Source organism: Tropicibacter naphthalenivorans, from assembly GCF_900176475.1.
Taxonomy (GTDB): domain Bacteria; phylum Pseudomonadota; class Alphaproteobacteria; order Rhodobacterales; family Rhodobacteraceae; genus Tropicibacter; species Tropicibacter naphthalenivorans.
The window spans coordinates 161,126-183,312 of record NZ_FWXX01000006.1; the positions used below are offsets into that span (position 1 = coordinate 161,126).

Annotated in this window: 24 protein-coding genes, 1 pseudogene and 1 riboswitch; of the genes and pseudogenes, 13 read left to right on the forward strand and 12 right to left on the reverse strand. The window is 64.8% G+C overall.

Going from position 1 to position 22,187, the window contains the following annotated elements; genetic code table 11:
* Nucleotides 1–14: 14 nt before the first annotated feature.
* On the reverse strand, nucleotides 15–1,070 hold the full coding sequence (cobW, locus tag B9A11_RS13925; RefSeq protein WP_058248646.1) for a cobalamin biosynthesis protein CobW: 1,056 nt from the start codon (nucleotides 1,068–1,070) through the stop codon (nucleotides 15–17).
* On the reverse strand, nucleotides 1,063–1,479 hold the full coding sequence (locus B9A11_RS13930; RefSeq protein WP_058248647.1) for a DUF1636 family protein: 417 nt from the start codon (nucleotides 1,477–1,479) through the stop codon (nucleotides 1,063–1,065). The genes cobW and B9A11_RS13930 overlap by 8 nt, the downstream gene beginning before the upstream one ends.
* 103 nt (nucleotides 1,480–1,582) lie before the next feature.
* Nucleotides 1,583–1,789, reverse strand: a riboswitch (cobalamin riboswitch).
* A 38-nt stretch (nucleotides 1,790–1,827) separates the two neighbouring features.
* Here B9A11_RS13930 and cobO point away from each other — a divergent pair.
* Nucleotides 1,828–2,439, forward strand: coding sequence for a cob(I)yrinic acid a,c-diamide adenosyltransferase (cobO, locus tag B9A11_RS13935; RefSeq protein ID WP_058248648.1), 612 nt, complete (start codon nucleotides 1,828–1,830; stop codon nucleotides 2,437–2,439).
* A gap of 3 nt (nucleotides 2,440–2,442) precedes the next feature.
* A complete protein-coding gene (locus B9A11_RS13940) occupies nucleotides 2,443–3,897 on the forward strand; it encodes a cobyric acid synthase (protein ID WP_058248649.1) in 1,455 nt (484 codons plus the stop codon).
* Here B9A11_RS13940 and cobD read toward each other — a convergent pair.
* The 4 genes from cobD to B9A11_RS13960 are packed head-to-tail and all read right to left on the reverse strand — an operon-like array spanning nucleotide 3,894 to nucleotide 7,152.
* Complete coding sequence (gene cobD, locus B9A11_RS13945; protein WP_058248650.1) at nucleotides 3,894–4,883, reverse strand: threonine-phosphate decarboxylase CobD; 990 nt, start codon at nucleotides 4,881–4,883, stop codon at nucleotides 3,894–3,896. The two genes, B9A11_RS13940 and cobD, sit on opposite strands and share 4 nt — an antisense overlap.
* Before the next feature lie 6 nt (nucleotides 4,884–4,889).
* Nucleotides 4,890–5,828, reverse strand: a complete 939-nt coding sequence (cbiB, locus tag B9A11_RS13950; RefSeq protein ID WP_058248651.1) for an adenosylcobinamide-phosphate synthase CbiB — start codon at nucleotides 5,826–5,828, stop codon at nucleotides 4,890–4,892.
* Nucleotides 5,825–6,586, reverse strand: a complete 762-nt coding sequence (locus B9A11_RS13955) for a hypothetical protein (protein WP_058248652.1) — start codon at nucleotides 6,584–6,586, stop codon at nucleotides 5,825–5,827. Before B9A11_RS13955 ends, cbiB begins: the two co-directional genes overlap by 4 nt.
* On the reverse strand, nucleotides 6,583–7,152 hold the full coding sequence (locus tag B9A11_RS13960; protein ID WP_058248653.1) for a histidine phosphatase family protein: 570 nt from the start codon (nucleotides 7,150–7,152) through the stop codon (nucleotides 6,583–6,585). The genes B9A11_RS13955 and B9A11_RS13960 overlap by 4 nt, the downstream gene beginning before the upstream one ends.
* Before the next feature lie 68 nt (nucleotides 7,153–7,220).
* Between B9A11_RS13960 and cobU the strand changes: the two genes are divergently transcribed.
* The 3 genes from cobU to cobS are packed head-to-tail and all read left to right on the forward strand — an operon-like array spanning nucleotide 7,221 to nucleotide 9,470.
* Entirely contained in the window at nucleotides 7,221–7,745 is a 525-nt protein-coding gene (cobU, locus tag B9A11_RS13965) for a bifunctional adenosylcobinamide kinase/adenosylcobinamide-phosphate guanylyltransferase (protein WP_058248654.1), read from the forward strand.
* The gene (cobT, locus tag B9A11_RS13970) at nucleotides 7,729–8,739 is read left to right on the forward strand and encodes a nicotinate-nucleotide--dimethylbenzimidazole phosphoribosyltransferase (RefSeq protein WP_058248655.1); all 1,011 of its coding nucleotides are present in this window, start codon (nucleotides 7,729–7,731) and stop codon (nucleotides 8,737–8,739) included. Before cobU ends, cobT begins: the two co-directional genes overlap by 17 nt.
* Entirely contained in the window at nucleotides 8,736–9,470 is a 735-nt protein-coding gene (cobS, locus tag B9A11_RS13975) for an adenosylcobinamide-GDP ribazoletransferase (protein ID WP_058248656.1), read from the forward strand. Before cobT ends, cobS begins: the two co-directional genes overlap by 4 nt.
* On the opposite strand, the gene B9A11_RS13980 is transcribed toward cobS, so the two are convergent.
* The 4 genes from B9A11_RS13980 to B9A11_RS13995 all read right to left on the reverse strand — a co-directional run bounded on the left by B9A11_RS13980 (nucleotide 9,463) and on the right by B9A11_RS13995 (nucleotide 13,024).
* A complete protein-coding gene (locus tag B9A11_RS13980) occupies nucleotides 9,463–10,737 on the reverse strand; it encodes a TRAP transporter large permease (RefSeq protein WP_058248657.1) in 1,275 nt (424 codons plus the stop codon). The two genes, cobS and B9A11_RS13980, sit on opposite strands and share 8 nt — an antisense overlap.
* Before the next feature lie 3 nt (nucleotides 10,738–10,740).
* Entirely contained in the window at nucleotides 10,741–11,244 is a 504-nt protein-coding gene (locus B9A11_RS13985; RefSeq protein WP_083499901.1) for a TRAP transporter small permease, read from the reverse strand.
* A gap of 66 nt (nucleotides 11,245–11,310) precedes the next feature.
* The gene (locus B9A11_RS13990) at nucleotides 11,311–12,282 is read right to left on the reverse strand and encodes a TRAP transporter substrate-binding protein (RefSeq protein ID WP_058248659.1); all 972 of its coding nucleotides are present in this window, start codon (nucleotides 12,280–12,282) and stop codon (nucleotides 11,311–11,313) included.
* Entirely contained in the window at nucleotides 12,272–13,024 is a 753-nt protein-coding gene (locus B9A11_RS13995; RefSeq protein WP_058248660.1) for a GntR family transcriptional regulator, read from the reverse strand. Before B9A11_RS13995 ends, B9A11_RS13990 begins: the two co-directional genes overlap by 11 nt.
* Nucleotides 13,025–13,127: 103 nt before the next feature.
* Between B9A11_RS13995 and uxuA the strand changes: the two genes are divergently transcribed.
* The 8 genes and pseudogenes from uxuA (at nucleotide 13,128) to B9A11_RS14030 (ending at nucleotide 19,461) form a co-directional block, all read left to right on the forward strand.
* Nucleotides 13,128–14,336: a mannonate dehydratase gene (gene uxuA / locus B9A11_RS14000; protein ID WP_058248661.1), complete on the forward strand. Its 1,209-nt coding sequence runs from the start codon at nucleotides 13,128–13,130 to the stop codon at nucleotides 14,334–14,336.
* Nucleotides 14,333–15,283 (forward strand): annotated as a pseudogene (locus B9A11_RS22490) (mannitol dehydrogenase family protein); the annotation flags it as partial. The gene uxuA and the pseudogene B9A11_RS22490, both read left to right, overlap by 4 nt.
* A gap of 80 nt (nucleotides 15,284–15,363) precedes the next feature.
* The gene (locus B9A11_RS22495) at nucleotides 15,364–15,801 is read left to right on the forward strand and encodes a mannitol dehydrogenase family protein (RefSeq protein ID WP_268811257.1); all 438 of its coding nucleotides are present in this window, start codon (nucleotides 15,364–15,366) and stop codon (nucleotides 15,799–15,801) included.
* A gap of 96 nt (nucleotides 15,802–15,897) precedes the next feature.
* A complete protein-coding gene (locus B9A11_RS14010) occupies nucleotides 15,898–17,148 on the forward strand; it encodes a lytic murein transglycosylase (RefSeq protein WP_058248662.1) in 1,251 nt (416 codons plus the stop codon).
* Nucleotides 17,145–17,543, forward strand: a complete 399-nt coding sequence (locus B9A11_RS14015) for a thiol-disulfide oxidoreductase DCC family protein (RefSeq protein WP_058248663.1) — start codon at nucleotides 17,145–17,147, stop codon at nucleotides 17,541–17,543. The genes B9A11_RS14010 and B9A11_RS14015 overlap by 4 nt, the downstream gene beginning before the upstream one ends.
* Before the next feature lie 103 nt (nucleotides 17,544–17,646).
* A complete protein-coding gene (locus B9A11_RS14020; RefSeq protein WP_058248664.1) occupies nucleotides 17,647–18,267 on the forward strand; it encodes a 50S ribosomal protein L25/general stress protein Ctc in 621 nt (206 codons plus the stop codon).
* 132 nt (nucleotides 18,268–18,399) lie between these two features.
* Entirely contained in the window at nucleotides 18,400–19,080 is a 681-nt protein-coding gene (gene pth / locus B9A11_RS14025; RefSeq protein ID WP_058248665.1) for an aminoacyl-tRNA hydrolase, read from the forward strand.
* A gap of 12 nt (nucleotides 19,081–19,092) precedes the next feature.
* On the forward strand, nucleotides 19,093–19,461 hold the full coding sequence (locus B9A11_RS14030; RefSeq protein WP_058248666.1) for a DUF2237 family protein: 369 nt from the start codon (nucleotides 19,093–19,095) through the stop codon (nucleotides 19,459–19,461).
* 63 nt (nucleotides 19,462–19,524) lie between these two features.
* On the opposite strand, the gene trpB is transcribed toward B9A11_RS14030, so the two are convergent.
* Nucleotides 19,525–20,742, reverse strand: coding sequence for a tryptophan synthase subunit beta (gene trpB, locus B9A11_RS14035; protein ID WP_058248667.1), 1,218 nt, complete (start codon nucleotides 20,740–20,742; stop codon nucleotides 19,525–19,527).
* Between the two features lie 70 nt (nucleotides 20,743–20,812).
* A complete protein-coding gene (locus B9A11_RS14040; RefSeq protein ID WP_058248668.1) occupies nucleotides 20,813–22,138 on the reverse strand; it encodes an MATE family efflux transporter in 1,326 nt (441 codons plus the stop codon).
* Nucleotides 22,139–22,187 lie beyond the last annotated feature (49 nt).

Sequence of the window (22,187 nt, forward strand, 5' to 3'; positions counted from 1 at the left end):
AGCGTCCGAGAGCCTTATTCCGCCGCGACCGGCGCGGCCCCAAGGATGGCGCGGATTTCGGCCACCTTGATGTCGTCATGCTCGGCGATGACCACCACGCGGCTGTCGCGCGCCTCGCCGGGCGTCCACGGGCGGTCGTACTGGTGACGCACGCGCGCGCCGACGGCCTGCACCAGCAGACGCATAGGCTTGCCCTTGACGCTCGCATAACCTTTGACGCGCAGGATGTTCAGCTCATTCGCGAGGCGTTCGATGGCGGTGACCAGCTGCGCCGGGTCGTCCAGCTCGGGGAGGTCAACGACAATCGATTCAAAATCGTCGTGCTCGTGGTCGTGATGGCCGTCGTGGTGGCTGGGGCGCGCGTCCATGTCGTCTTCGGCGGCGGCTTCGAGCCCGAGGATCACACGCGGGTCCACCGCGCCTTCGGCGACCTCGACCACGGGCAGCGGACGGGGCGCTTCGGCGGCGATGATTTCCTTGGCCTTGGCGACACCTTCGGGACCGGCCAGATCGGGCTTGGTCAGCAGGATGATGTCGGCGCAGCTGATCTGATCCTCAAAGACTTCGGACAGCGGGGTTTCGTGGTCGATGCTGTCGTCGGCCATGCGCTGCGCGTCCACCGCCGCCACGTTCGGCGCGAAACGACCCGCCGCCACAGCCTCGGCGTCGGCCAGGGCGATCACGCCGTCGACGGTGATCTTGGAGCGGATATCGGGCCAGTCGAAGGCTTTGAGCAAGGGTTTCGGCAGCGCCAGACCAGAGGTTTCGATCAGGATGTGGTCGGGACGCGGCTCCAGCGCCATCAGCGCCTCGATGGTCGGGATGAAATCATCCGCCACGGTGCAGCAGATGCAGCCGTTCGCCAGCTCCATGATGTTTTCGGCGGGGCAATCGGGGATCGCGCAGGATTTGAGGATGTCGCCATCCACACCCACGTCGCCGAATTCGTTGACCACAACCGCAAGGCGCTTGCCGCCCGGGTTCTGCATCAGGTGACGCACCAGCGTCGTCTTGCCCGAGCCCAGAAAGCCGGTGATCACGGTGACGGGAAGTTTGGCCAGATCAGTCATTGTTGGTCTCCTCAGGCAGAGTTTCGGGCAAAGTCACGGGCGGGATACGCGCCACGCAGTTGCGTTTGAAATGTTCGGGGCGTTGACGCCATGGAATGACGCCGTCGGCGGTTTCTTGATACTGTGCTGCACCATCAAGGATCATCTTCGGATGCGACACTTCGTCGACGTTTGCGAAAACATAGGTCCAGCGGGCATCGCCGCCGCGCAGGGCCACCGTGCAGCCGTGATCGCAGTTTTGCAGGCACTCGACGGGGGTCACGCTCACCCCTTCGGGCGTCTCCAAAGCGGTGATTTCATCGTACAGATACTGCCCGGGACGGCGCGCGTCAGACGGGATTTCCTGCCCGCGACGGCATTTAACGCAGACCAGCAGCTCGGTCTGGGGGGCGTTTGCCTGATCCTTCATGGTCCTCGGCTCCATTCTGCTCGGTCCCAAATTACATGGCACGCGGGTCTGATGGCGGAACCGCCCCGGCAGGCGCATCCCGACACCGGAACACCCCGTCCGGTCTCAAAGTCGTGGGTTGGCAGGTCTCCCGGCTTACAAATCTCGGGGAGGCTCCCCTTCGGTCGCGTGCCTTCCCAGCCTTTGGCCAGTGGCGGATCGCGCCCTTTTTGTTCACGGTCGCGGGGGCGGCTGTGCTTGACCTCGCAAAACGCGGCTGCACATTCCCTTTTCACCTGTTTACACAGGCACCAACGTTTGGGCACATGGTCCGAATCCAAGCAACTTGTCAACACCGAGGAATGTCCTATGAGCGACGACATCAACGCCCGCCACGCGGAGAAGATGAAGAAAATCAAAGCCGCGCGGGACCGCATGATGGCCACCAAGACCGACGAAAAAGGTCTGATCATCGTGCACACCGGTCCGGGCAAGGGCAAATCGTCGTCCGGTTTTGGCATGATCATGCGCTGCATCGCGCACCAGATGCCCTGCGCCGTGGTGCAGTTCATCAAGGGCAACTGGATCACCGGCGAGGCGATGATGATCCGCGAACGCTTTGCCGAGGAATGCCGGTTTTTCGTGTCGGGCGAAGGCTTTACCTGGGAAACGCAGGACCGCGAGCGTGACATTGCCGCCGCGCAAAAGGGTTGGGAGATTGCCAAGCAGCAGATCCTTGACCCCGAAATCCAGTTCGTCCTGCTGGACGAGATCAATATCGCCTTGCGCTATGATTATCTGGACATCGACGAGGTGGTCGATTTCCTTTTGCATCAAAAGCCCGAAATGACCCACGTCTGCCTGACCGGGCGCAACGCCAAGCCCGAGCTGATCGAGGCCGCCGATCTGGTGACCGAGATGACCTTGGTCAAGCACCCCTTCCGCGACGGTATCAAGGCCCAAAAAGGCGTCGAGATGTAAGCCATGAGCGGCGCGTTGATGATCCAGGGGACCGGCAGCAATGTCGGCAAGTCGATGCTGGTGGCCGGGCTGTGCCGTGCAGCAAAGCGACGGGGGCTGTCCGTCGCGCCCTTCAAGCCGCAGAACATGTCCAACAACGCCGCCGTGACCGCCAATGGCGGAGAGATTGGCCGCGCGCAGGCCTTGCAGGCGCGGGCTTGCGGGCTGGCGGCGCATACGGACATGAACCCGGTGCTGCTGAAACCCGAAACGGATGTGGGCGCGCAGGTCGTGGTGCAGGGCAAGCGCCTGACCACCGCCAAGGCGCGCGATTACGCCAAGCTGAAACCGACGCTGATGGGCGCGGTTCTGGACAGTTTCAACCGCTTGCGCGCGGCGCATGATCTGGTCATCGTCGAAGGCGCGGGCAGCCCCGCCGAGGTCAACCTGCGCAAGGGCGACATTGCCAACATGGGCTTTGCCGAGGCGGCGGAGGTACCCGTGGTGCTGTGCGGTGACATCGACCGGGGCGGCGTGATCGCGCAGATCGTCGGCACGCAGGTCGTTATGCCTCCCGAAGATACCGCCCGCGTGCGCGGCTTTCTCGTTAACAAATTCCGCGGTGATCCGTCTCTGTTCGACGATGGCTACGCCATGATCGAGGCGCAGACCGGCTGGCGCGGTTATGGCGTCGCCCCGTGGTTCCCCGAGGCGTGGCGCCTGCCCGCCGAGGACGCTTTGGACATTGCCAGCGCCCCCAAGCAGAGCGGCTTTCACGTGGTCTGCCTGCGCCTGACGCGGATCGCGAACTTTGACGATCTTGACCCGCTGGTGGCCGAACCCGGCGTGCGCGTGACCATGCTCTCTGCGGGGCAGCCGATCCCCGCCGATGCGGATCTGGTGATCATCCCCGGCTCGAAATCCACGCGCGGCGATCTGGCGTTCCTGCGCGCCCAAGGTTGGGACATTGACCTGCTCGCGCATCACCGGCGCGGCGGGCGTGTTTTGGGGATTTGCGGGGGGTATCAAATGCTTGGCCGCGTGGTGGCCGACCCCCAAGGACTAGAGGGCGCACCGGGTGAGACCCCCGGCCTTGGCCTTTTGGACATTGAAACCGTCATGGGCGGCGACAAGCATCTGACCGAAGTGCGCGCCCAGCACGCTGGTCTGGGCCTGCCGTTCTCGGGGTATGAAATTCACATCGGAGAGTCGAACGGCCCCGACCGCGCGCGCCCCTTTGCACATGTGGCAGGCACGCCCGAAGGCGCTGTGTCCGCCGATGGTCGCGTCGCGGGCAGTTATCTACACGGCATGTTCTCGGACGATGGCTTTCGCCGCGCGTGGCTGCAAACCTTGGGCGTCAGCCTGTCCGACCACGCCTATGAGCAATCGGTCGAAGACACCTTGGACGCGCTTGCGGACCACCTTGAGACGCATCTCGACGTGGGTGGATTGCTCGAATTGGGGCTAAAACCTTAACCTTTGAGCGTATTGAAAGCGGCGGTGAGGCGGTGCCACTCTGGCTCTGTCCCCGCCAGCCCCAGCCGCACCCAGTTCGGCGAATAGGGGAAGATGCGCGACCAGATATGCGCCTTGGCCAGCGCGTTTTGCGCCTCTGCGGCGTCCGGCGCGTGATAGGTGCGGAACAGCGGCGTGCCGCCGATCAGCGTCCAGCCCGCGCCCTGCGCTAAGGCGTCGAGCCGCGCCGCGTCTTGGGTCAGCCGCGCGATGGTTTCCGCCTGCCAATCGGTATCCGCCAAGGCCGCGCAGGCGATGTCAATCGCCGGGCCAGACACCGGCCACGGCCCCGCCATCTCGCGCAGGCAGTCCACCAAGGGCGCGGCCCCAAGGGCAAAACCCAAACGCACCCCCGCCAGCCCGTAAAACTTGCCAAAAGACCTTAGGATTAAGACGTTATCCAGCTCATGCACTTGGCCTGCGAGGGACAATTCCGGCGCGGGGTCGCCAAAGCTTTCGTCCACCACCAGCAGACCCACCTGCCCCGCCAGATCGCGCAGCGCTTCGGGGGTGTAGAAAAGCCCGTCGGGGTTGTTGGGGTTGACGACCACGGCGAGCTCCGCGCCGGTCAAGGCGTCTACAGACGGCACTTCTTGGGTGGTCCAGCCGCCCATGCGCAGAGCCGCCGCGTGTTCGTTGTAGGTGGGTGTCAATACGCGGGCGAGACCCGGCGCGCGCAGGAACGGCACGGCTTGGATCGCGCCTTGGGCCCCGGCGAGCGCCACGATGTCCGCCTTTGTGCCATAGGCCACGCGCGCGGCACCCATCAGCCGCGCCATGTCAGATTTGCGCGGCAGGATCGCCCAAGCCTCGGCGCGGATGGGCGGCACCGGATAGGCCACCGGGTTGATGCCGGTGGACAGGTCGATCCAATCCTCGGGCGCGCCGCCAAAGTCTTGGATCGCCGCATCAAGGTTGCCGCCGTGGTCACGAGTCTGCTGTGTCATGCCGCCTTAGAACAGCGCCAGCGCGGCAAGTGCAAGCATCATCAGCGCCATCGCCCGCCGATAAAGGCGCAGCCCCCGCGCCAAATCCTGCGCGGTGGGGTCCGGCGCACCGCCGTTCAGCCAAGGCTCGGCCACAGTGGTGGTGCCATAGATGCGCGGGCCAGAGAGGCGGACGTTCAGCGCTCCGGCCATGGCGCCTTCGGGCCAACCGGCGTTGGGCGAGCGGTGCGTGCGGGCGTCGCGGGCCATGACCTTGAGAGCCTTGAGCACCTGCGCCCCGGAGGCCAGCGCAAAGAGCCCCCCGCACAGCCGCGCCGGGATCAGGTTGACCAGATCGTCAAGGCGGGCGGCGGCTTTGCCAAAGGCCTCAAAGCGGTCGTTGTGGTGGCCGATCATCGAATCCATCGTGTTGATCGCCTTGTAGGCGGCGATCCCCGGCAGCCCCAGAACGACACCCCAAAAGATCGGCGCGATGATCCCGTCGGAGGTGTTTTCGGCAAGGCTTTCTGTGGCGGCACGGGCGACGCCGGCCTCGTCCAGCACGCTGGGGTCGCGGCCGACGATCATCGACACGGCGTGGCGCGCAGCAGGGAGGTCCCCGGCGACGAGGGGCTTGGCGACGGCGGCCACGTGGTCGTGCATGGAGCGCACGGCGATCAGCGGCCAAGCGAGGATGCCGCCGAGGAGCGCGCCGAGCCAACCGCCTGGCAGCAGCGTCTGGATGGCCCACATGGGCAGTGCGGCGAGCGCGACGCAAAGGATCACAGTCAGGGTTCCGGTGGTCAGGCGGCGCAAACGCGGGCCGGTGTTGAGGCGGGCCTCCAGCGCGGAAATCACCTTGCCCAGCCATGTCACTGGGTGGCCGATGCGCGCGTACAGGCCGTCCGGCCAGCCGAGGGCGAGGTCGATCAGCACCCCGATCAGAATCATTGCAGCAAAGCTCATAGCGCCCCCGTTTCAAAGGTGAAAACGTGTTTGAGGCCCGCTTCGGTGAGGGCGTTGATGGCGTATGCGGGCGCGCCTTGGGGCGGGAAAACCAAGCCTCGGGCCGAGCCGGTGTGCGCCCGGATGTGGCCCAAAGCGCCGAGGTCTCGGGCGAGATCCGCCATTGGATCGCCCGGGCCGCGCAATGCTGTGCAGCGGGCTGCGGAGAGGCTGGAGAGGCGGGCCACGGCGGGCAGGTCGCCGCGCGAGACGGCCTGTTGCCATGTAGGGATAAAGTCCGAGATGTCCGGGAAATCAATATCTTGCGCGTCCGTTCGCGTCGGCGCGCCCCAATAGCCGCCCACGATGACGCAAGCCGGGGGAGGCGCGAAATGTTCGAGAATTTGCCCTTGGCGAGAGGCCCAAAGCAGCGCGTCGGGGGCATCGAACATCAGCGGGTCGGTTGCGCCTTCGACGCTCAGACAAGCCTTGGCCAGCGTCAGAGGATCACCTGCAAAGCCCGCCCCGCGCGCCATGGCGATCAGCGACGCGGTCGAAGCGCCTGCGCCGCAGCCCAGCGGGATGATGCCCGTGACGCCTTGGGTGATCTTCAGGCCCAAAACCTGCCCCAACTGCGCGGCCTCTTCGGGCGGGTGCCCGCCCGCCTCGGCCTGCATCCACAAAGCGTTGCAGGTCAGGGTCACCAAGGCGACCGGGCCATCCGGCCCCATCCGCCCCTGAAGCCATTCGCCAAAGTGGCCAAAGACGCGCGCGGTCATGTGCGGTTGACCTCGATCACCGAGACGGGACCATCCGGGCCGACGCGCAGGCGGGTGACGGACAGCGGCGCGATCTCGAACGCGAGGCCCAGCGGTGCGGCCCCAAGGACCATCGCGAGCCCCGCGCGCACGACACCTGCGTGGGCGACGACGGCGACGGGGGCGTTTTGCTGCAACGCGAGCGAAGCGCAGTCCTGCAAGGCGGGCCAGACGCGGGCGCAAAGGTCGTCAAAGCTCTCGCCGTTTGGCGCGGCATAGGCGGACAACTCGGCGCTGGACAAGACGCCAAGGTCGGGCAAGTCGCCAAAGGGCAGCCCGTCGTGGTCGCCAAAGTCCTGCTCCCACAGGCGTGTGTCCAGCTTGGGCGCAGCATCCGGCCAGAGCGCTGCGAACGTCTGGCGACAGCGCAAAGCCGGGCTACAGCGGCGCAACGAGACGCCGCCTACCCATGCGCGCACCCGGTCCGCGACCAAAGGATCGACCCGCGCGGCCACGTCCGTCCGCCCCATCAACCGCCCCGGCTCTGCCACTGGCGCGTGGCGGATCAACAGCAATTCTGCGCCCATTGGCGTTTCGTCCGACACCGCACCTTCCCGCTTTTCTTTTGCCTTAAAACCTGCTTTCTCACGCGCCAATGGAAAAGTCGACACTGATAACAGGGGGCGCGCGGTCCGGGAAATCTGCGCTGGCCGAGCGGCTGACGCTCAGCGCCACGGGGCGCGGCGTCTATATCGCCACGGCCCAAGCCTTTGACGATGAAATGAAATCCCGCATTGCGGCGCATCAGGACCGGCGCGGGCCGGAATGGCAGAACGTCTCTGAACCGCTTGACCTGTGCGGCGCGCTGACGAACACCGACGGCGGCGATCCGCGCCTTGTGGACTGCCTGACGCTGTGGCTGACCAACCTCATGCTGGGCGATCACGACTGGCGCGCGGCGGGCGCGGAGCTGACCAAAACGCTGCGGCATCAGACCGCCCCGGTCGTTTTTGTCACCAACGAAGTCGGTTGCGGCATCGTGCCGGAAAATAAACTCGCCAGACAGTTCCGCGACGCGGCGGGCTGGCTGAACCAGACGGTCGCCGAGGCGTGTGATCACGTCTATCTGTGTGCCGCAGGCTATCCAATCAGGGTGAAACCGAATGACAATCCTTTCTGAAGTGACCTCTCTTGACGCTATCTTGGGCCTTGACCTGCCGAGCGCTGACCAAGCCGCCGCAAACGCCGCGCTCGAACGTCAGAACAGCCTGACCAAGCCGCCCGCCTCGCTTGGCCGTCTCGAAGACCTCGCGGTCTTTATGGCCAGCTGGCAGGGCACCGACCGCCCCGCGATCAAGGCCGCGCAAGCGGTTGTTTTCGCAGGCAATCACGGCGTATGTGACAAGGGCGTCAACCCTTTCCCGCAGGCGGTGACGGCGCAGATGGTGGCGAATTTCGAACACGGCGGAGCGGCGATCAACCAGCTCTGCCGGGCCTCGGGCGCGGATCTGTCGGTGGTTGCCTTGGACCTCGACACGCCGACGCAAGATTTCTCGGAAAAGGACGCGATGACAGAGGCTGAGGTGCTGGACGCCATGCGCCGAGGCGCCGAGGCGGTCAAACCCGACACCTCGGTGTTGATCCTTGGCGAGATGGGCATCGGCAACTCGACGATCGCGGCGGCGCTGGCCTTTGCGGCTTTTGGCGGCACGGCGGCAGAGTGGGTCGGGCGCGGCACCGGCTCGGATGAGGCGGGCAAATCGCTGAAGGCGCAGGTGATCGAGCAAGGCGTGACCCTACACAAGGACGCCAAGGGCCTGAGCCTGCTGACCGCCATCGGCGGGCGCGAGCAGGCGGCGATCTGCGGCGCGGTCCTGGAGGCGCGCGCGCGCCGCATCCCGGTGATCCTCGACGGCTATATCTGCACCGCCGCCGTAGTGCCGCTGTTCGACGCGAACCCGGACCTGCTGGCCCATTGCGTCGTTGGCCATGTCAGCGCCGAGCCGGGCCACCGCAAGTTGCTGGACGCCATGGGCAAAGAGCCGATCCTCGCCATGAACATGGCTCTGGGCGAAGGCTCTGGCGCGGCGCTGGCTCTTGGCGTTTTGCGCGCGGCGCTGGAGTGCCACAACGGCATGGCCACCTTTGCCGAAGCGGGCGTGTCCGAGGCATGACCCCGCTCGCCACGCGCCTGACCGAGTTTCGCGTGGCGATCATGCTGCTCTCGCGCTTGCCTGCGGGGCAGCTGCGGGGCGAAGTGCCACCTCTGGCGGCGGCCTCTTGGGCCTATCCGCTCGCGGGTCTGCCCATTGGCCTGATCGTCTGGGCGGCGCACGCGGGGCTTTTGACGCTGGGTGCCAGCGCGGTGATCGCCGCGCTTCTGGCCTTTACGGTGCTGGTGCTGGTCACCGGCGCGCTGCATCAGGACGGTCTGGCCGATTTCGCCGACGGTCTGGGCGGCGGCCGGGACAAGGCGCATTGCCTCGAAATCATGCGCGACAGCCGCATCGGCAGCTATGGGGTCATGGCCGTGGGCCTGTGCAGCGCCCTGTGGATCGCGTCGCTGGCCGAGCTGCCGGAGGCGTCTTTGGCGCAATTCCTTGGGCTGGCGGTCGCCTCGCGTTTGGCGATGACCCTTGTTCTCTGGCTGCTGCCCGCCGCCCGCGCGGACGGTCTGGGCAAGATGGCGGACGGGGCCGCGCGGCACTGGGCTTGGGCCATAGCGCTGCTGGTCGCCTTGATCTGGGCGGTTGGCGCGGTGCCTTTGATCGTCATGGGGGCCGTCACCACCCTTGCCGCCTACACCGCCAAGCGGCGCATCGGCGGGCAGACGGGCGATGTCTTGGGCTCTATCCAGTTCCTGTCGGAAAGCTTTGCGTGGATGACGCTGGGCTTGCTCATTTAAGCAGACCCGGCAGCCACGTGGCGAACGCCGGCACATAAGACACCAGCAGCAGCACCGCGATATTCGTCATTAGGAACGGCAGGATCGCCACCACCACCGGGGCCAGCGGCAAGCGCGCAATCCCGGCGCAGACGAACAGGCACACGCCCACCGGCGGCGTCGTCAGGCCGATCATCAGGTTCAGCACCGCAAAAGTCGCAAAGTGCAACGGGTCGATGCCCACCGCTTGGGCCAGCGACAAGAGCGGCACAAAGAGGATGATCAGCGCCGCGATGGTTTCCATGAACATCCCCACGAACAGCAGTAGCAGGTTTATCAACAAGATCACCACGAAGGTGTTGTCCGTAAACGACAAAACGCCGTCCGCGATGGCTTGGGGGATGCGCTCGGACACGAGGATCCAGCCGAACACATTGGCAAACCCCACCAGCGCGAGGATGCCCGCCGCCGATACGGCGCTGTCGACGATGATGCCGGGGACTTTGTGGATCGGCAATTCGCGATAGATGAACGCGCCCACGAGAAAGGCATAAAGGCTGGCAACAACGGCGGTTTCTGTCGGGGTCGCAAGGCCGGACAGCAGCCCGTAGATGATCAGAAAGGTCATCGCCAGCGCCCAGATCGCCCCGCCAAAGCTGCGCGCGACCTCGGTCCAGCCCTGCCACGCTTGGCGCGGAAAGTGGCGGCGCTTGGAAATCACATAGGCGGTGACCATCATGGCGATGCCCATCAGGATGCCGGGGATCGCCCCGGCGAGGAACATCTGCCCGACCGAAATGCCCGACAGCGCGCCGACGATGATCATCGGCACCGAAGGCGGGATGATCGGCCCCACGGTCGAGCTGGCCGCCGTGACCGCCGCCGAGAAATCCGCCGGGTAGCCGGCTTTTTTCATGCCGGGGATCATCACGCCGCCGATGCTGGCCGCATCCGCCACCGCCGTGCCGGTGATGCCGCCGAACAGCATCGAGGCCGCGATATTGGTCAGCCCCAAACCGCCGCGCACCCAGCCGACCAAGGCATTGGCAAAGCGGATGATGCGCTGGGTGATGCCGCCTTGGTTCATCAGGTTCCCGGCCAGGATAAAGCCCGGAATCGACAGCAAAACAAAGACATCCATGCCCGCGTACATCTTTTGCGGCATGACCACCGGGGGCATTCCCGACACCAGCAGATAGGCCAGCGACGCGGCCCCCAGCGTGATCGCCACCGGCACACCCAATGCCAACCCGACCACGAAGGTCGAGAACAAGATCGTAACGTCCATAGGTCAATCTTCCTGCGGTTTTTGGGGTTTGCCGTCTTCGGTGCCGGTCAGCATCCCAAGAATGCGCAGCACGCCAAACACGGCGATCAGCGCCAGCATGATCCAGACGGCGGCGTGGATGAAATCCATCCGAACCCCCAGCGCGGGCGAGGTCTGCATCTTGCCGATCGACACATAGCGCCACGCGTGCGGTAAAAGGTAAATCGCCAGCCCCGCCGTCACCAGCGCCGCGAACAGGCGCAGCAGCCATGGCGCTTTGCCCGGCAGATGCTCGCAGATCACATCGACGTTCACCAGATCACCGGTGCGAAAGGCCAGCCCCGCGCCAAAGGCCACGGTGAACAGCAGCGCATAGCGCGTCAGCTCTTCGGTCCAGACGGGGGCCATGCCGGTATGGCGACCCACGACCTGGATCAGGACGGCGGCAATCAGCACCGAAAAGGACAGCCCCGTGCCCAGTTTGGCCACAAAGGTGATGGCGTTAATCACTTTTTCTGCGTGTCTCACACGCCGCTCCCCCCTTATGGAAAAACCCGGCGCCACCGCTGCGGCACCGGGTCCAAGGTTCTGTGATTACTCAGAGAACAGGCCTTCGACGATCGGCTTGATCTCGTCGTTCACGTTGGCCAGAACCGCGTCCTTGGCCTTTGCCTGAAACGCCGCGCCGTCCACCTCGACAAAGGTCATGCCCTGCTCTTCGAGATAGGCGCGGTCGGCGGCGATGGAGGCGTCGAACAGCTCTCGCTCATAGGCTTGGGCGCGGGCGGCGGCCTCCATGACGGCGGCCTGATCGTCGGCGCTCAGCTTGTTCCAGGTGGATTCGGCGATGGTCAGATAGATCCAGCTGCGCACGTGCTGGGTCAGGTTGACGTGGCTTTGCACCTCGGCAAAGGACGCCGAGCGGATCAGCGCCAGCGGGTTTTCCTGCGCTTCGATGGTGCCGTTTTGCAGCGAGGTGAACACCTCGGAAAAGGCCATCGGGCCGGGGTTCGCGCCAAGCGCCTTCCACACGTCCACGAACAGCGGCACGTTGGGCACGCGCATCTTGAGGCCGTTCAGAGCATCCGGCGAGGTGATCGCGCGGTTCGAGGTCAGGTTGCGCGGACCGCGGGCGAAATGCGCGATGGGGCGGATTTGCACCTTTTCGATGATCTGCGCCTTGATCTGGTCGCCAATCTCGCCAGAGGCCACTTCGTCCATGTGCTCGATGGATTTATAAGCGTAAGGCACCGCCAGCAGCGCCGCCATGGGCGCCCAGTTTTGCAGGCTCTCGCCGGTGATGGTCATGTCGACCGTGCCCAGCTGCATCCCGTTGATCAGGTCGATTTCCTTGCCAAGGCTTTCGTTCGGAAAGACTTCGACGGCGATGCGGCCATCGGTCAGCGCCGACAGCTCTTCGCCGAACTTGACGCTGGCCTTGTGCCACGGATTGTCCTCGTTGGCGAGGTGACCCAGCTTGAGGGTCATGTCCTGCGCCGACACCGCGCCCGCCACCATGGCCGCGATGGCCGCCGCGGCGGCGGTGATTTTCCAGTTAATGCTCATGGTCTATTCCTCCCTGAATAGGTGCATTGGCCGGTTGCAGGACCGTCCCGTCCGGCAGGTCGAAAAACTGCGGGTTTGCGGCCAGAATGCTGGGCAAATCCGTAAGAACTTCGCGCAGATGGGTGCGGATGGCGGCGTTTGCGCCGGACACATCCCCCCGTTCGATGCGGTCGACCAGCGCGCTGTGCTGCGCTACCAGCCGCCCGATGGGGAACTGCGACAGCGACAGGAACCGCACGCGGTCCATCTGCGATTTCAGCCCTTCAAGCAGCTTCCACGCGCCGCCCTTGCCCGCCTCTTGGGCGAGGGTGTGGTGGAAATGTTCGTCGAGCTGGATAAACTCGGCCGAGCGGCTCTGCCCCAGCTCGCGCTGCCGCGAGACCTGATCGCGCAACTCGCGCACCAGCGCGGTGTCGGACCGGGAGGCAAGGATCGAGACGATGTCCGCCTCGATGGCTTCGCGCAGGAACCGCGCATCCAGAACGGCGGTATAGGCGATCTTGGTGATGATGGTGCCGCGCTGCGGACGAATCTCCAACAGGTTTTCACCGGCCAGCTTGATAAAGGCTTCGCGCACGGGTTGGCGGCTGACTTCGCACAGCTTGGCGATCTCGGCCTCCGAGATGCGCTCGCCGGGCGCGAACTCATTGCGCACGATACGATCGCGCAGCAACGCGTAAATCTGCGATGAAATCGGCAAAGCGTTGTTCAAACGCCACCGATCCTGGCCATCAAGTACCATGATTCGCCTCCTCTCCCATTTCTGGCTACCATACTGCCATACTAGTACTCAAAATTTTTCCGATGCTAAAATGGGTCAAAGACAGATTCTGCGGGAGGAAAACATGCAGCAGACGTGGCGTTGGTTTGGCCCCAAGGATCTTGTGTCCATTGACGATGTGGCCCAGGCCGGGGTGCAGGGGATCGTCTCTGCATTGCATCACGTGCCCACGGGCGCGGTCTGGACCCCGCAAGAGATCGCCCAGCGGCAGGCCGAGGTCAGCCGCCTCAAGGATGGGTCGCCCTCTGGCATGGCGTGGGACGTGGTCGAAAGCCTCCCCGTTTCGGAAGACATCAAAAAGCAAAAGGGCGACTGGCAGGCCCATCTGGACGCCTATCGCACCAGCCTTGAAAACCTCGCGGCGGCGGGGATCGAGGTGATTTGCTACAACTTCATGCCGGTGCTGGACTGGACCCGCACCGATCTGACCTACCGGATGCGCAATGGCGCCACCTGTATGCGCTTTGATCTGGCGGATTTCGCGGCCTTCGACCTGCACATCCTTGCGCGCCCCGGCGCGGTGGACGATTACGACGACGCCTTGCGCGAAGAGGCCACCCGCCGCTTTGCCGACATGAGCGACGCCGATCAGGCGCAGCTGGCCAAGAACGTCGTCTTTGGCCTGCCAGGAGCCGCCGAAAGCTTTGGTCTGGACGAGGTGCGCGCCCATCTGGCCGAATACGATGCCATCAACGAGGCGCAGCTGCGCGCCCATCTGGTGGACTTTTTGTCCGAGGTGATCCCCACCGCTGAACGGCTGGGCCTGCGCCTGTGCTGCCACCCGGACGATCCGCCCGTGCCGCTGCTGGGCCTGCCGCGCATCATGTCCACCGAAGCGCAGTACAAGGCGGTCATGGACGCGGTCGACCGGCCCGCCAATGGCATCACGCTGTGCACCGGATCATTGGGGGCGCGGCCCGACAATGACCTGCCCGGCATGATGGAACGTCTCGGTGATCGCGTGCATTTCCTGCACCTGCGCAACGTGACGCGTGAAACCAGTGAAATTCGCGGCTCTTTCTTTGAGGCCGAGCACTTGGGCGGCGACACCGACATGGTCGCGGTGATCGAGGCCGCCCTGCGCGAAGAGGCGCGCCGCCGTGCGCAAGGCCGCGCCGATTGGTCGATCCCCTTTCGGCCCGATCACGGTCAGGACATCCTTGATGACCTGGGCCGCCGTGCGCAGCCCGGTTATCCGGCGATTGGCCGCCTCAAGGGCTTGGCCGAATTGCGCGGCGTGATCGCGGCGTTGGAACCTCGGGTCGACGCATGACCCGGCTGTCTCTGGCGCATCTTGGCGCGTTGCCCGAACAGGTTGCCCAGCCTGCCTATGATCCAACCGCGCATGGCGTTGGCATCGTGCATCTGGGGCTGGGCGCGTTTCACAAAGCCCACCAAGCGGCCTATACCGACAGCGCGCTGGCGGCATCGGGCGGCGATTGGCGCATCCTTGGGGTCAGCTTGCGCAGCCCTGACCCCGCCACGCAACTGACTCCGCAGGACGGCCTGTTCACCCTGATCGAGCGCAGCGCCGAGGGCAGCGCGGCGCGGGTGATCGGCGCGCTGGCCGGGGCCGCGCATCTGGGAACGGACCGCGCGAAAGTGCTGGCCGCCCTGACCGCCCCGCAAACACGTATCGTCAGCGTCACCGTCACGGAAAAAGGCTATGGCATCGACCGCGCCACCGGCGGCGTGGACCTGTCGCACCCGGCGATTGCCCATGATCTGGCGCAGCCGGACCAGCCCATCGGGGTTGCGGGCCTGCTGGTCTGGGCCTTGAGGCAGCGACGCGCGGCGGGGACGCCGCCCTTTACCGTGCTGTGCTGCGATAACCTGCCCGAGAATGGCGCGATGCTGCACGGCCTGCTGATGGATTTCACCCGCCGCGCCGCCCCCGATCTGCTGGATCACATCCGGGCAGAGGTCGCCTGCCCGTCGACCATGGTGGACCGCATCACCCCGGCCAGCACGCCCGCCACGTTAGAGGCGGCCCAAGAGCTGCTGGGCCTGCAAGACGCCGCCGCGATTGAGACAGAGCGGTTCACTCAATGGGTGATCGAGGACCGCTTTCCCAACGGCCGCCCCGACTGGGGCGCGGCGGGGGCGCAGTTCGTGGACGATGTGCGCCCCTTCGAAGAGATGAAGCTGCGGATGCTCAACGGGGCGCATTCGATGCTGGCCTATGCGGGCTTTCTGGCGGGGCACAAGCATGTGTCGGACGTGATGGCCGATCCGGGCTTGGCGCGTCTGGTGCGCCGCCATTTGCGCGCCTCCGCAGCGACCTTGCCGCCCCTGCCGGGGTGGATCTGGACGCCTACGCGCAGGCTTTGGTCGCGCGCTTCGAAAACCCGCACCTGCACCACCAGACCTATCAGATCGCCATGGATGGCACCGAAAAACTGCCGCAACGCATCCTTGCCCCCGCCTGCGCCGCGCTGGAACAGGGGCAACCGCTGGACGCCTTTGCCTTTGCCGTGGCCGCCTGGATGCGCTACGTGCTGGGCCGTGATGCAGCAGGCCAGCCCTATGATCTGCGCGATCCGCGCCAGGACGCGCTGCACGCCGCCCGCCGGGACGGGGCCGAGGCGCTGTGCGATGCTCTGCACGCGTTGCCGGGGCTGTTTCCGGGCGCTCTGCTGGCCGCGCCAGAGTGGCGACGGGCGGTCAGCGATCGGCTGCAACTGATGTTGGAACTGGGCATGGCCCACGCGATCCACGCCGAAACGGCCCTAAGCTAGAGGTCGGCAAAAGCACGCCTTTGCGGCAAAAAACCGTGGGCGCGCGCGCATTCGCCCGCTAGGCTGACGGGGCCTGTCCCGAACCCGGAGTCTGTGATGCTGCGCGCCCTGTGTTGTCTGATTGCCCTGCCCCTTGTGGTCCTGTCCTTTGCCGCCCCTGCCGCAGCGCAAAACAAAGCCGCCGTGCAAAAGCAGTTCGAAACGTGGCTGGACCAGACCGTCTGGCCGCAAGCCCAGCGAAAAGGCGTGTCGCGCCAGACCTTTCGCGCCGCTTTCAACGGCGTGCAGCTGAACTGGGACTTGCCCGATCTGGTGCCGCCGGGGACCAAACCGCAGACCCCCAAACGCCAGCGACAGGCCGAGTTCGGCTCGCCCGGAAAGTACTTTAACCGTGGCTCTCTGGACGGCGCGACCCGCGTCGGGCGCACGATGATGAAACGGCACGCGACAGCGCTGGCGCAGGCCGAGGCGCGCACCGGGGTGCCCGGGCGGATCGTGCTGGGCATCTGGGGCCGTGAAAGCGGGTATGGTCAGGTGCCGATCAAACATGACGTCTTTCAAGTCCTTGGGACCAAAGGCTTTATGTCCACCCGCGCGCCCTATTTCACGGCCGAGCTGATCGCCGCGCTCCAGATCGCGCAGGCCGGCCACGCCCCCAGCGGCGCGATGAAAAGCTCTTGGGCCGGGGCGCTGGGGCAGCCGCAGTTCATGCCGACCAACTTCCTGAAATACGCCGCCGACGGCGACGGCGACCGCCACGCGGATATCTGGCGCTCCGAGGCGGATACCATCGCTTCGATTGCCAATTACTTGGGCAAACACGGCTGGCAAAAGGGCCGCGACTGGGGGTTCGAAGTCACCGTCCCGGCCAGCGTGTCCTGCACCCTCGAAGGCCCGGACCAAGGCAAACGCATCAGTGACTGGCAAGCCATGGGGATCACCCGCATCGGGGGAAAAGCCTTTCCCGCCCATGAGTTGCGCGGCGAAGGGTTCCTGCTGATGCCTGCGGGCCGCAATGGCCCCGCCTTTATCGTTACGCCGAATTTCTACGTCCTGAAAGACTATAACATGTCCGATCTCTACGCGCTGTTCGTCGGCCATGTGGGGGATCGCATCCAATACGGCATGGGCGATTTCAGCGGCAAATGGGGCGCGGTCGGCGGGCTCTACCGCTCTGACGTTGCGCAGATGCAGCGCGCGCTGGAGGAGATGGGCCACGATGTCGGCGGCGCGGACGGGCTGCCGGGGTTCAAAACCCGCCGCTCTATCGGACGCTGGCAAGAGGCCACGGGCCGCCCCGCCACATGTTTCCCCGAGGCGTCGATGAAAGCCGCCCTGTCGCGATGACGCCCACGGTGCTGTTTGACGCGCACTGCGTGCTGTGCACCGGCAGCGTCGCGTTTATTCTGCGCCACGAGCGCGCGCCGACCTTGCATTTTGCCTCTGTCCACTCGGCGCAGGGCGCGGCGCTGGCCGCCCGGCATGGGCTGACGCCCGAGATGCTGGACCAGACCTTTGCGCTGATCACCGACCGCGCGCTGCTCCGCAGCGATGCCGCCCTGCACATCGCCGCCCACCTGCGCCATCCGTGGCGGGCTGCGACCCTCGCCCGCATCATCCCCCGCCCCCTGCGCGATGCCCTCTATAGCGCCGTTGCCCGCAACCGATACCGACTGTTTGGCCGCCGCGAGACCTGCTATCTCCCGCCACCAGAGGCCGCCCACCGTTTTGACAGCGCATAAAGGCGATTGCCCCCTTGCCAAACGAGGCGATTCCGCCTATGGCCACGGCTTCACGCGGGGTGACAGCCTTGGAGGCACCCTGCCCTAACTTTGGAGAATTATTATGGCTGGTGAGATTCCTGATCTCGAAGCTCTGGAACGTACGGGGACAGGCAAGGGCGCCGCTCGTCAGGCACGCCGTGACGGCCTGGTTCCGGGGATTGTTTTTGGTGGCGAAAGCGAGCCTCTGCCGATCAACATCCCGTTCAACAAGCTGCTCAAGCGCCTGAAAGCAGGCCGCTTTAAGTCGACCCTGTTCAACCTCAAGGTTGAAGGTCACGAAGACGTGCGCGTCATCTGCCGCGACGTCCAGCGTGACGTGGTCAAAGACCTGCCGACCCACGTGGACTTTATGCGCCTGCGTCGCACGTCCAAGGTCAACCTCTTCATTCCCGTTGAGTTCATCAACGAAGAAGCGGCTCCCGGCATCAAGAAGGGCGGCGTTCTGACCGTCGTCCGTAACGAAGTCGAGCTGATCGTGACTGCGGGCGACATCCCCGAAAAGATCACCGTTGATCTGACCGGCATGAACATCGGCGACATCGTCCACATCTCGGACGTGACCCTGCCCGAAGGCACCAAGCCGACCATCGACCGTGACTTTGTCATCGCGAACATCTCGGCTCCGTCGGGTCTGGCTGCGGCCTCTGACGACGAAGACGAAGCAGAGGGCGGCGAAGAGTAATCTTCCCCCATCGTTGCAAGACATTGGACCCCTGCCCCAGCGGCGGGGGTCTTTTGTTTTGCGCGGGGCTCTCGCGTTGTCAGCGGGGGGCGTTTTGGCCTACAAGGGCGCGGACAAGACACGGAGGACAGCGTGCAGATTTTCGTAGGTCTCGGCAATCCCGGCGGTAAATACGCCAGGAACCGGCACAACATCGGCTTTATGGCGCTGGATCAGATCGCGGCGGACCATGGCTTTGCGCCGTGGAAGTCCAAGTTCAACGGTCAAGTGTCCGAGGGGCGCCTGGGCGGGGACAAGGTGCTGCTGCTCAAGCCCGAGACGTTTATGAACCTGTCCGGGCAGTCGGTCGGCGAGGCGATGCGTTTCTATAAACTTGAGCCCGGCGATGTCACTGTTTTCCATGACGAATTGGATCTCGCGCCGGGCAAATGCCGGGTCAAGATGGGCGGCGGGCACGCGGGGCACAATGGCCTCCGCTCGATCCACCAGCATATCGGCGAAGCGTACCAGCGCGTGCGTCTGGGCATCGGCCATCCGGGCCGCAAAGAGGCCGTCGCGGGCTATGTCCTGCATGATTTCGCCAAGGCGGACGAGGTCTGGCTGGACGATCTGCTGCGCGGGATTTCCGACGGTGCAGGCCATCTGGCCGATGGCGAGGCGGGCAAGTTCCAGAACGCCGTTGCCTTGCGCACTGCGCCGCCTAGATCATCGAAAACGGTGAAAGAGACGCCCGCCAAGGCCGTAAAACCCGCCGAAGCGCCCGCAGAGGACGACCGCAGCCCGTTGCAAAAACTGGCGGACAAGTTCCGGTAAGGAGAGCCGACGATGGACAAAGACGCAGCGATCAATGTCTTGGGGGGCGATCTGGAGATGTGTTCCACCGCGCCGCTGACGGGCTATTTCCGCGACGGCCATTGCAACACCTGCCCCGCCGATCAGGGCAGCCACACGGTGTGCGCGGTGATGACCGCCGAGTTCCTCGCCTATTCGAAATACGTGGGCAATGACCTCAGCACCCCCATGCCGCAGTACAACTTTGCCGGGCTAAAGCCGGGGGATCGCTGGTGCCTGTGCGCCGGGCGGTTCCTACAAGCCCACGACGAAGGCTGCGCGCCCAAGGTCCATCTGGCCGCCACGCACCAGCGCGCGCTGGACATCGTGCCGCTGCACGTCCTGCAAGAGCACGCCGCCTAAGCCCCCTGACTGAAACGAAAAAGGGCGCCCCGAGGGACGCCCAAATATTTTTGTCACAAGGACTTACATGTCAAAGCCAAGGTGCTTGGCCACGGTAAAGATGTCCTTGTCGCCGCGACCGCACATGTTCATCACGATGATGTGGTCCTTGGGCAGCTCGGGCGCGATCTTGATCACGTGCCCCAGCGCGTGGCTGGGTTCGAGCGCGGGAATGATGCCCTCGGTCTCGCAGCACAGCTGGAACGCACCAAGCGCCTCTTGGTCGGTGATCGAGACATACTCGGCCCGGCCAATGTCGTGCAGCCACGAATGCTCCGGCCCGATGCCCGGATAGTCGAGCCCGGCGGAAATCGAGAACCCTTCGAGGATCTGGCCGTCGTCGTCCTGAAGCAGATAGGTGCGGTTGCCGTGCAGCACGCCGGGCCGGCCGCCGGTCAGAGAGGCACAATGCTCCATCTTTTCGTTGACGCCTTTGCCGCCCGCTTCGACGCCGATGATCTTGACGCCCTTGTCGTCAAGGAACGGAAAGAACAGGCCCATGGCGTTCGAACCACCGCCGATCGCGGCGATGATGGTGTCGGGCAGACGGCCCTCTGCCTCAAGGATCTGCTCCTTGGCTTCCTTGCCGATGATGGCCTGGAAATCGCGGACCATCGCCGGGTACGGGTGCGGGCCGGCCACGGTGCCGATGCAGTAGAAGGTGTCGCGCACGTTGGTCACCCAATCGCGCAGCGCGTCGTTCATCGCGTCCTTGAGCGTGCCGCGACCAGAGGTCACCGGGACCACTTCGGCGCCCAAAAGGCGCATCCGGAACACGTTGGGTGCCTGACGTTCCACGTCGTGCGCGCCCATGTAAACTACGCATTTCAAACCGAATTTCGCGCAAACGGTGGCGGTGGCCACGCCGTGCTGGCCCGCGCCGGTTTCCGCGATGATCCGCGTCTTGCCCATGCGGCGGGCGAGGATGATCTGCCCCAGCACGTTGTTGATCTTATGCGCGCCGGTGTGGTTCAGTTCGTCGCGTTTCAGATACACCTTGGCGCCGCCCAGACGTTCAGTCAGGCGCTCTGCGAAATACAGCGGCGACGGGCGGCCGACGTAATGCTTCCACAGAAAGTCCATCTCGGCCCAGAAGCTTTCGTCGGTCTTGGCGTGTTCGTACTGCTCTTCAAGCTCAAGAATGAGCGGCATGAGCGTTTCGGACACAAAGCGCCCGCCGAAGATACCAAAACGGCCCTTGTCGTCGGGGCCGGTCATGAAGCTGTTGACGAGATCGTCCATCGCGCCTCTCCCTTGTATGATTGGGTCTGCATAGGCCATTTGGGGCGCAAAAGGCCAGAGGCAAAAGCGCCTAACCGTTTTGGGCAGCGCGTTCCAAAGCCGGATAGCGCAGGCCCAGCGTAATGGCACGGGCGACAAAGGAAATCAGCAGCGCCAGCCACAGCCCGTGATTGCCCAGCGGCCCGATCAGCAAGGCCACCGAGGCGGCGTAGATCACGGCAGAAATCGCCATCATATTGCGCATGTCCCCGGTCCGCGTCGCCCCGATGAAAATCCCGTCCAGCATCCACGATGCCAGCCCCACCAAGGGCGCGGCCACCATCCACGGCAAGTAGGCGCGGGCCGCTTGCTGGACCTCCGGGTCCTTGGCCATGGTGTTGATAACGATGCCGCCGAGCAGCGCAAAAGCCAGCGCGAACAGCACGTTACACCCCAATCCCCAAAGAGAGGTCAGGACCGCCGAGCGGCGCAGTTGCTGCACCGCCTTGGCCCCCATGGCCTGCCCGACCAAGGCTTCGGCGGCAAAGGCGAAGCCGTCTAGGGCAAAGGACATGACGTGCAGGAATTGCAGCAACACTTGGTTCGCGGCCAGAGTGACCGCGTCGAATTTGCCCCCCAGCAGCAGGAAGGACACAAAGATCGCCTGCAACATCAAAGAGCGCAGCATGATGTCGGTGTTCACCACTGCCATATTTTTCAGCTTTTCGCGGTCAAAGACGCGCGGCCAATCGCGCCAGTCCGGCACTCGGAACGCTGCGCGGCACAGATACAGGCCCATGGCCAGCCCCGACCACTCTGCCAGAAAGGTCGCAAAGGCCACGCCGGACACACCCCAGCCCAGCTGCAAGACGAACAGCAGGTCGAGCAGGATGTTCGCGCCATTCATCCAGACTTGCAGGATCAGCACGTCGCGGGTGCGTTCCTGCGCGATCAGCCAGCCGTTGATGCCGTAAATCGCGATGGCAGCGGGGGCGGACCAGATGCGGATCTGCATGTAGTCGCGCGCGAGGGATTCGACCTCTGGCCCCGCTGGCGAGATGGCAAAAGCCCCTGCATAAACAAGCTGTTGCAGCGCGATGATTGCAGCGCCGCCCGCAAGGCCGATCATCAGCGAGCGGGTCAAAAGGGCCGCGACTTCGGCACGGTTGCCCTGCCCCGTGGCCTGCGCGGTCAGCCCCGCCGTGCCCATGCGCAAAAAGCCGAAAATCCAGTATATCGCCCCGAGGATAATCGCCCCGACCCCCACGGCGGCGATGGGCGCGGCCTGCGGAATTTGCCCGACCACGCCCGTGTCGACCACCCCAAGGATGGGCACGGTGACATTGGCCAGCATGATCGGCACGGCGATCTTGAGAACGCGCCGGTGGGTAACGGGGGCTGGTGCAGCTGCGGTCATGCGAAAGCTTTCAGGGGGTTGATCGCGCCGACCCTAATCCGCCCGGCCC

Bases quoted from the DNA above. Each gene is read 5' to 3' on its own strand.
- B9A11_RS13995 (WP_058248660.1), bottom strand. From the start codon at position 13,024: ATGGTACTTGATGGCCAGGATCGGTGGCGTTTGAACAACGCTTTGCCG.
- trpB (WP_058248667.1), bottom strand. From the start codon at position 20,742: ATGGACGATCTCGTCAACAGCTTCATGACCGGCCCCGACGACAAGGGC.
- B9A11_RS13980 (WP_058248657.1), bottom strand. From the start codon at position 10,737: ATGGACGTTACGATCTTGTTCTCGACCTTCGTGGTCGGGTTGGCATTG.
- B9A11_RS14040 (WP_058248668.1), bottom strand. From the start codon at position 22,138: ATGACCGCAGCTGCACCAGCCCCCGTTACCCACCGGCGCGTTCTCAAG.
- cbiB (WP_058248651.1), bottom strand. From the start codon at position 5,828: ATGAGCTTTGCTGCAATGATTCTGATCGGGGTGCTGATCGACCTCGCC.
- cobW (WP_058248646.1), bottom strand. From the start codon at position 1,070: ATGACTGATCTGGCCAAACTTCCCGTCACCGTGATCACCGGCTTTCTG.
- B9A11_RS13930 (WP_058248647.1), bottom strand. From the start codon at position 1,479: ATGAAGGATCAGGCAAACGCCCCCCAGACCGAGCTGCTGGTCTGCGTT.
- B9A11_RS14010 (WP_058248662.1), top strand. From the start codon at position 15,898: ATGCTGCGCGCCCTGTGTTGTCTGATTGCCCTGCCCCTTGTGGTCCTG.
- cobS (WP_058248656.1), top strand. From the start codon at position 8,736: ATGACCCCGCTCGCCACGCGCCTGACCGAGTTTCGCGTGGCGATCATG.
- B9A11_RS13990 (WP_058248659.1), bottom strand. From the start codon at position 12,282: ATGAGCATTAACTGGAAAATCACCGCCGCCGCGGCGGCCATCGCGGCC.
- B9A11_RS13955 (WP_058248652.1), bottom strand. From the start codon at position 6,586: ATGACCGCGCGCGTCTTTGGCCACTTTGGCGAATGGCTTCAGGGGCGG.
- cobU (WP_058248654.1), top strand. From the start codon at position 7,221: ATGGAAAAGTCGACACTGATAACAGGGGGCGCGCGGTCCGGGAAATCT.
- B9A11_RS14030 (WP_058248666.1), top strand. From the start codon at position 19,093: ATGGACAAAGACGCAGCGATCAATGTCTTGGGGGGCGATCTGGAGATG.
- B9A11_RS14015 (WP_058248663.1), top strand. From the start codon at position 17,145: ATGACGCCCACGGTGCTGTTTGACGCGCACTGCGTGCTGTGCACCGGC.
- B9A11_RS13960 (WP_058248653.1), bottom strand. From the start codon at position 7,152: ATGGGCGCAGAATTGCTGTTGATCCGCCACGCGCCAGTGGCAGAGCCG.
- B9A11_RS14020 (WP_058248664.1), top strand. From the start codon at position 17,647: ATGGCTGGTGAGATTCCTGATCTCGAAGCTCTGGAACGTACGGGGACA.
- cobO (WP_058248648.1), top strand. From the start codon at position 1,828: ATGAGCGACGACATCAACGCCCGCCACGCGGAGAAGATGAAGAAAATC.
- uxuA (WP_058248661.1), top strand. From the start codon at position 13,128: ATGCAGCAGACGTGGCGTTGGTTTGGCCCCAAGGATCTTGTGTCCATT.
- cobD (WP_058248650.1), bottom strand. From the start codon at position 4,883: ATGACACAGCAGACTCGTGACCACGGCGGCAACCTTGATGCGGCGATC.
- B9A11_RS13940 (WP_058248649.1), top strand. From the start codon at position 2,443: ATGAGCGGCGCGTTGATGATCCAGGGGACCGGCAGCAATGTCGGCAAG.
- cobT (WP_058248655.1), top strand. From the start codon at position 7,729: ATGACAATCCTTTCTGAAGTGACCTCTCTTGACGCTATCTTGGGCCTT.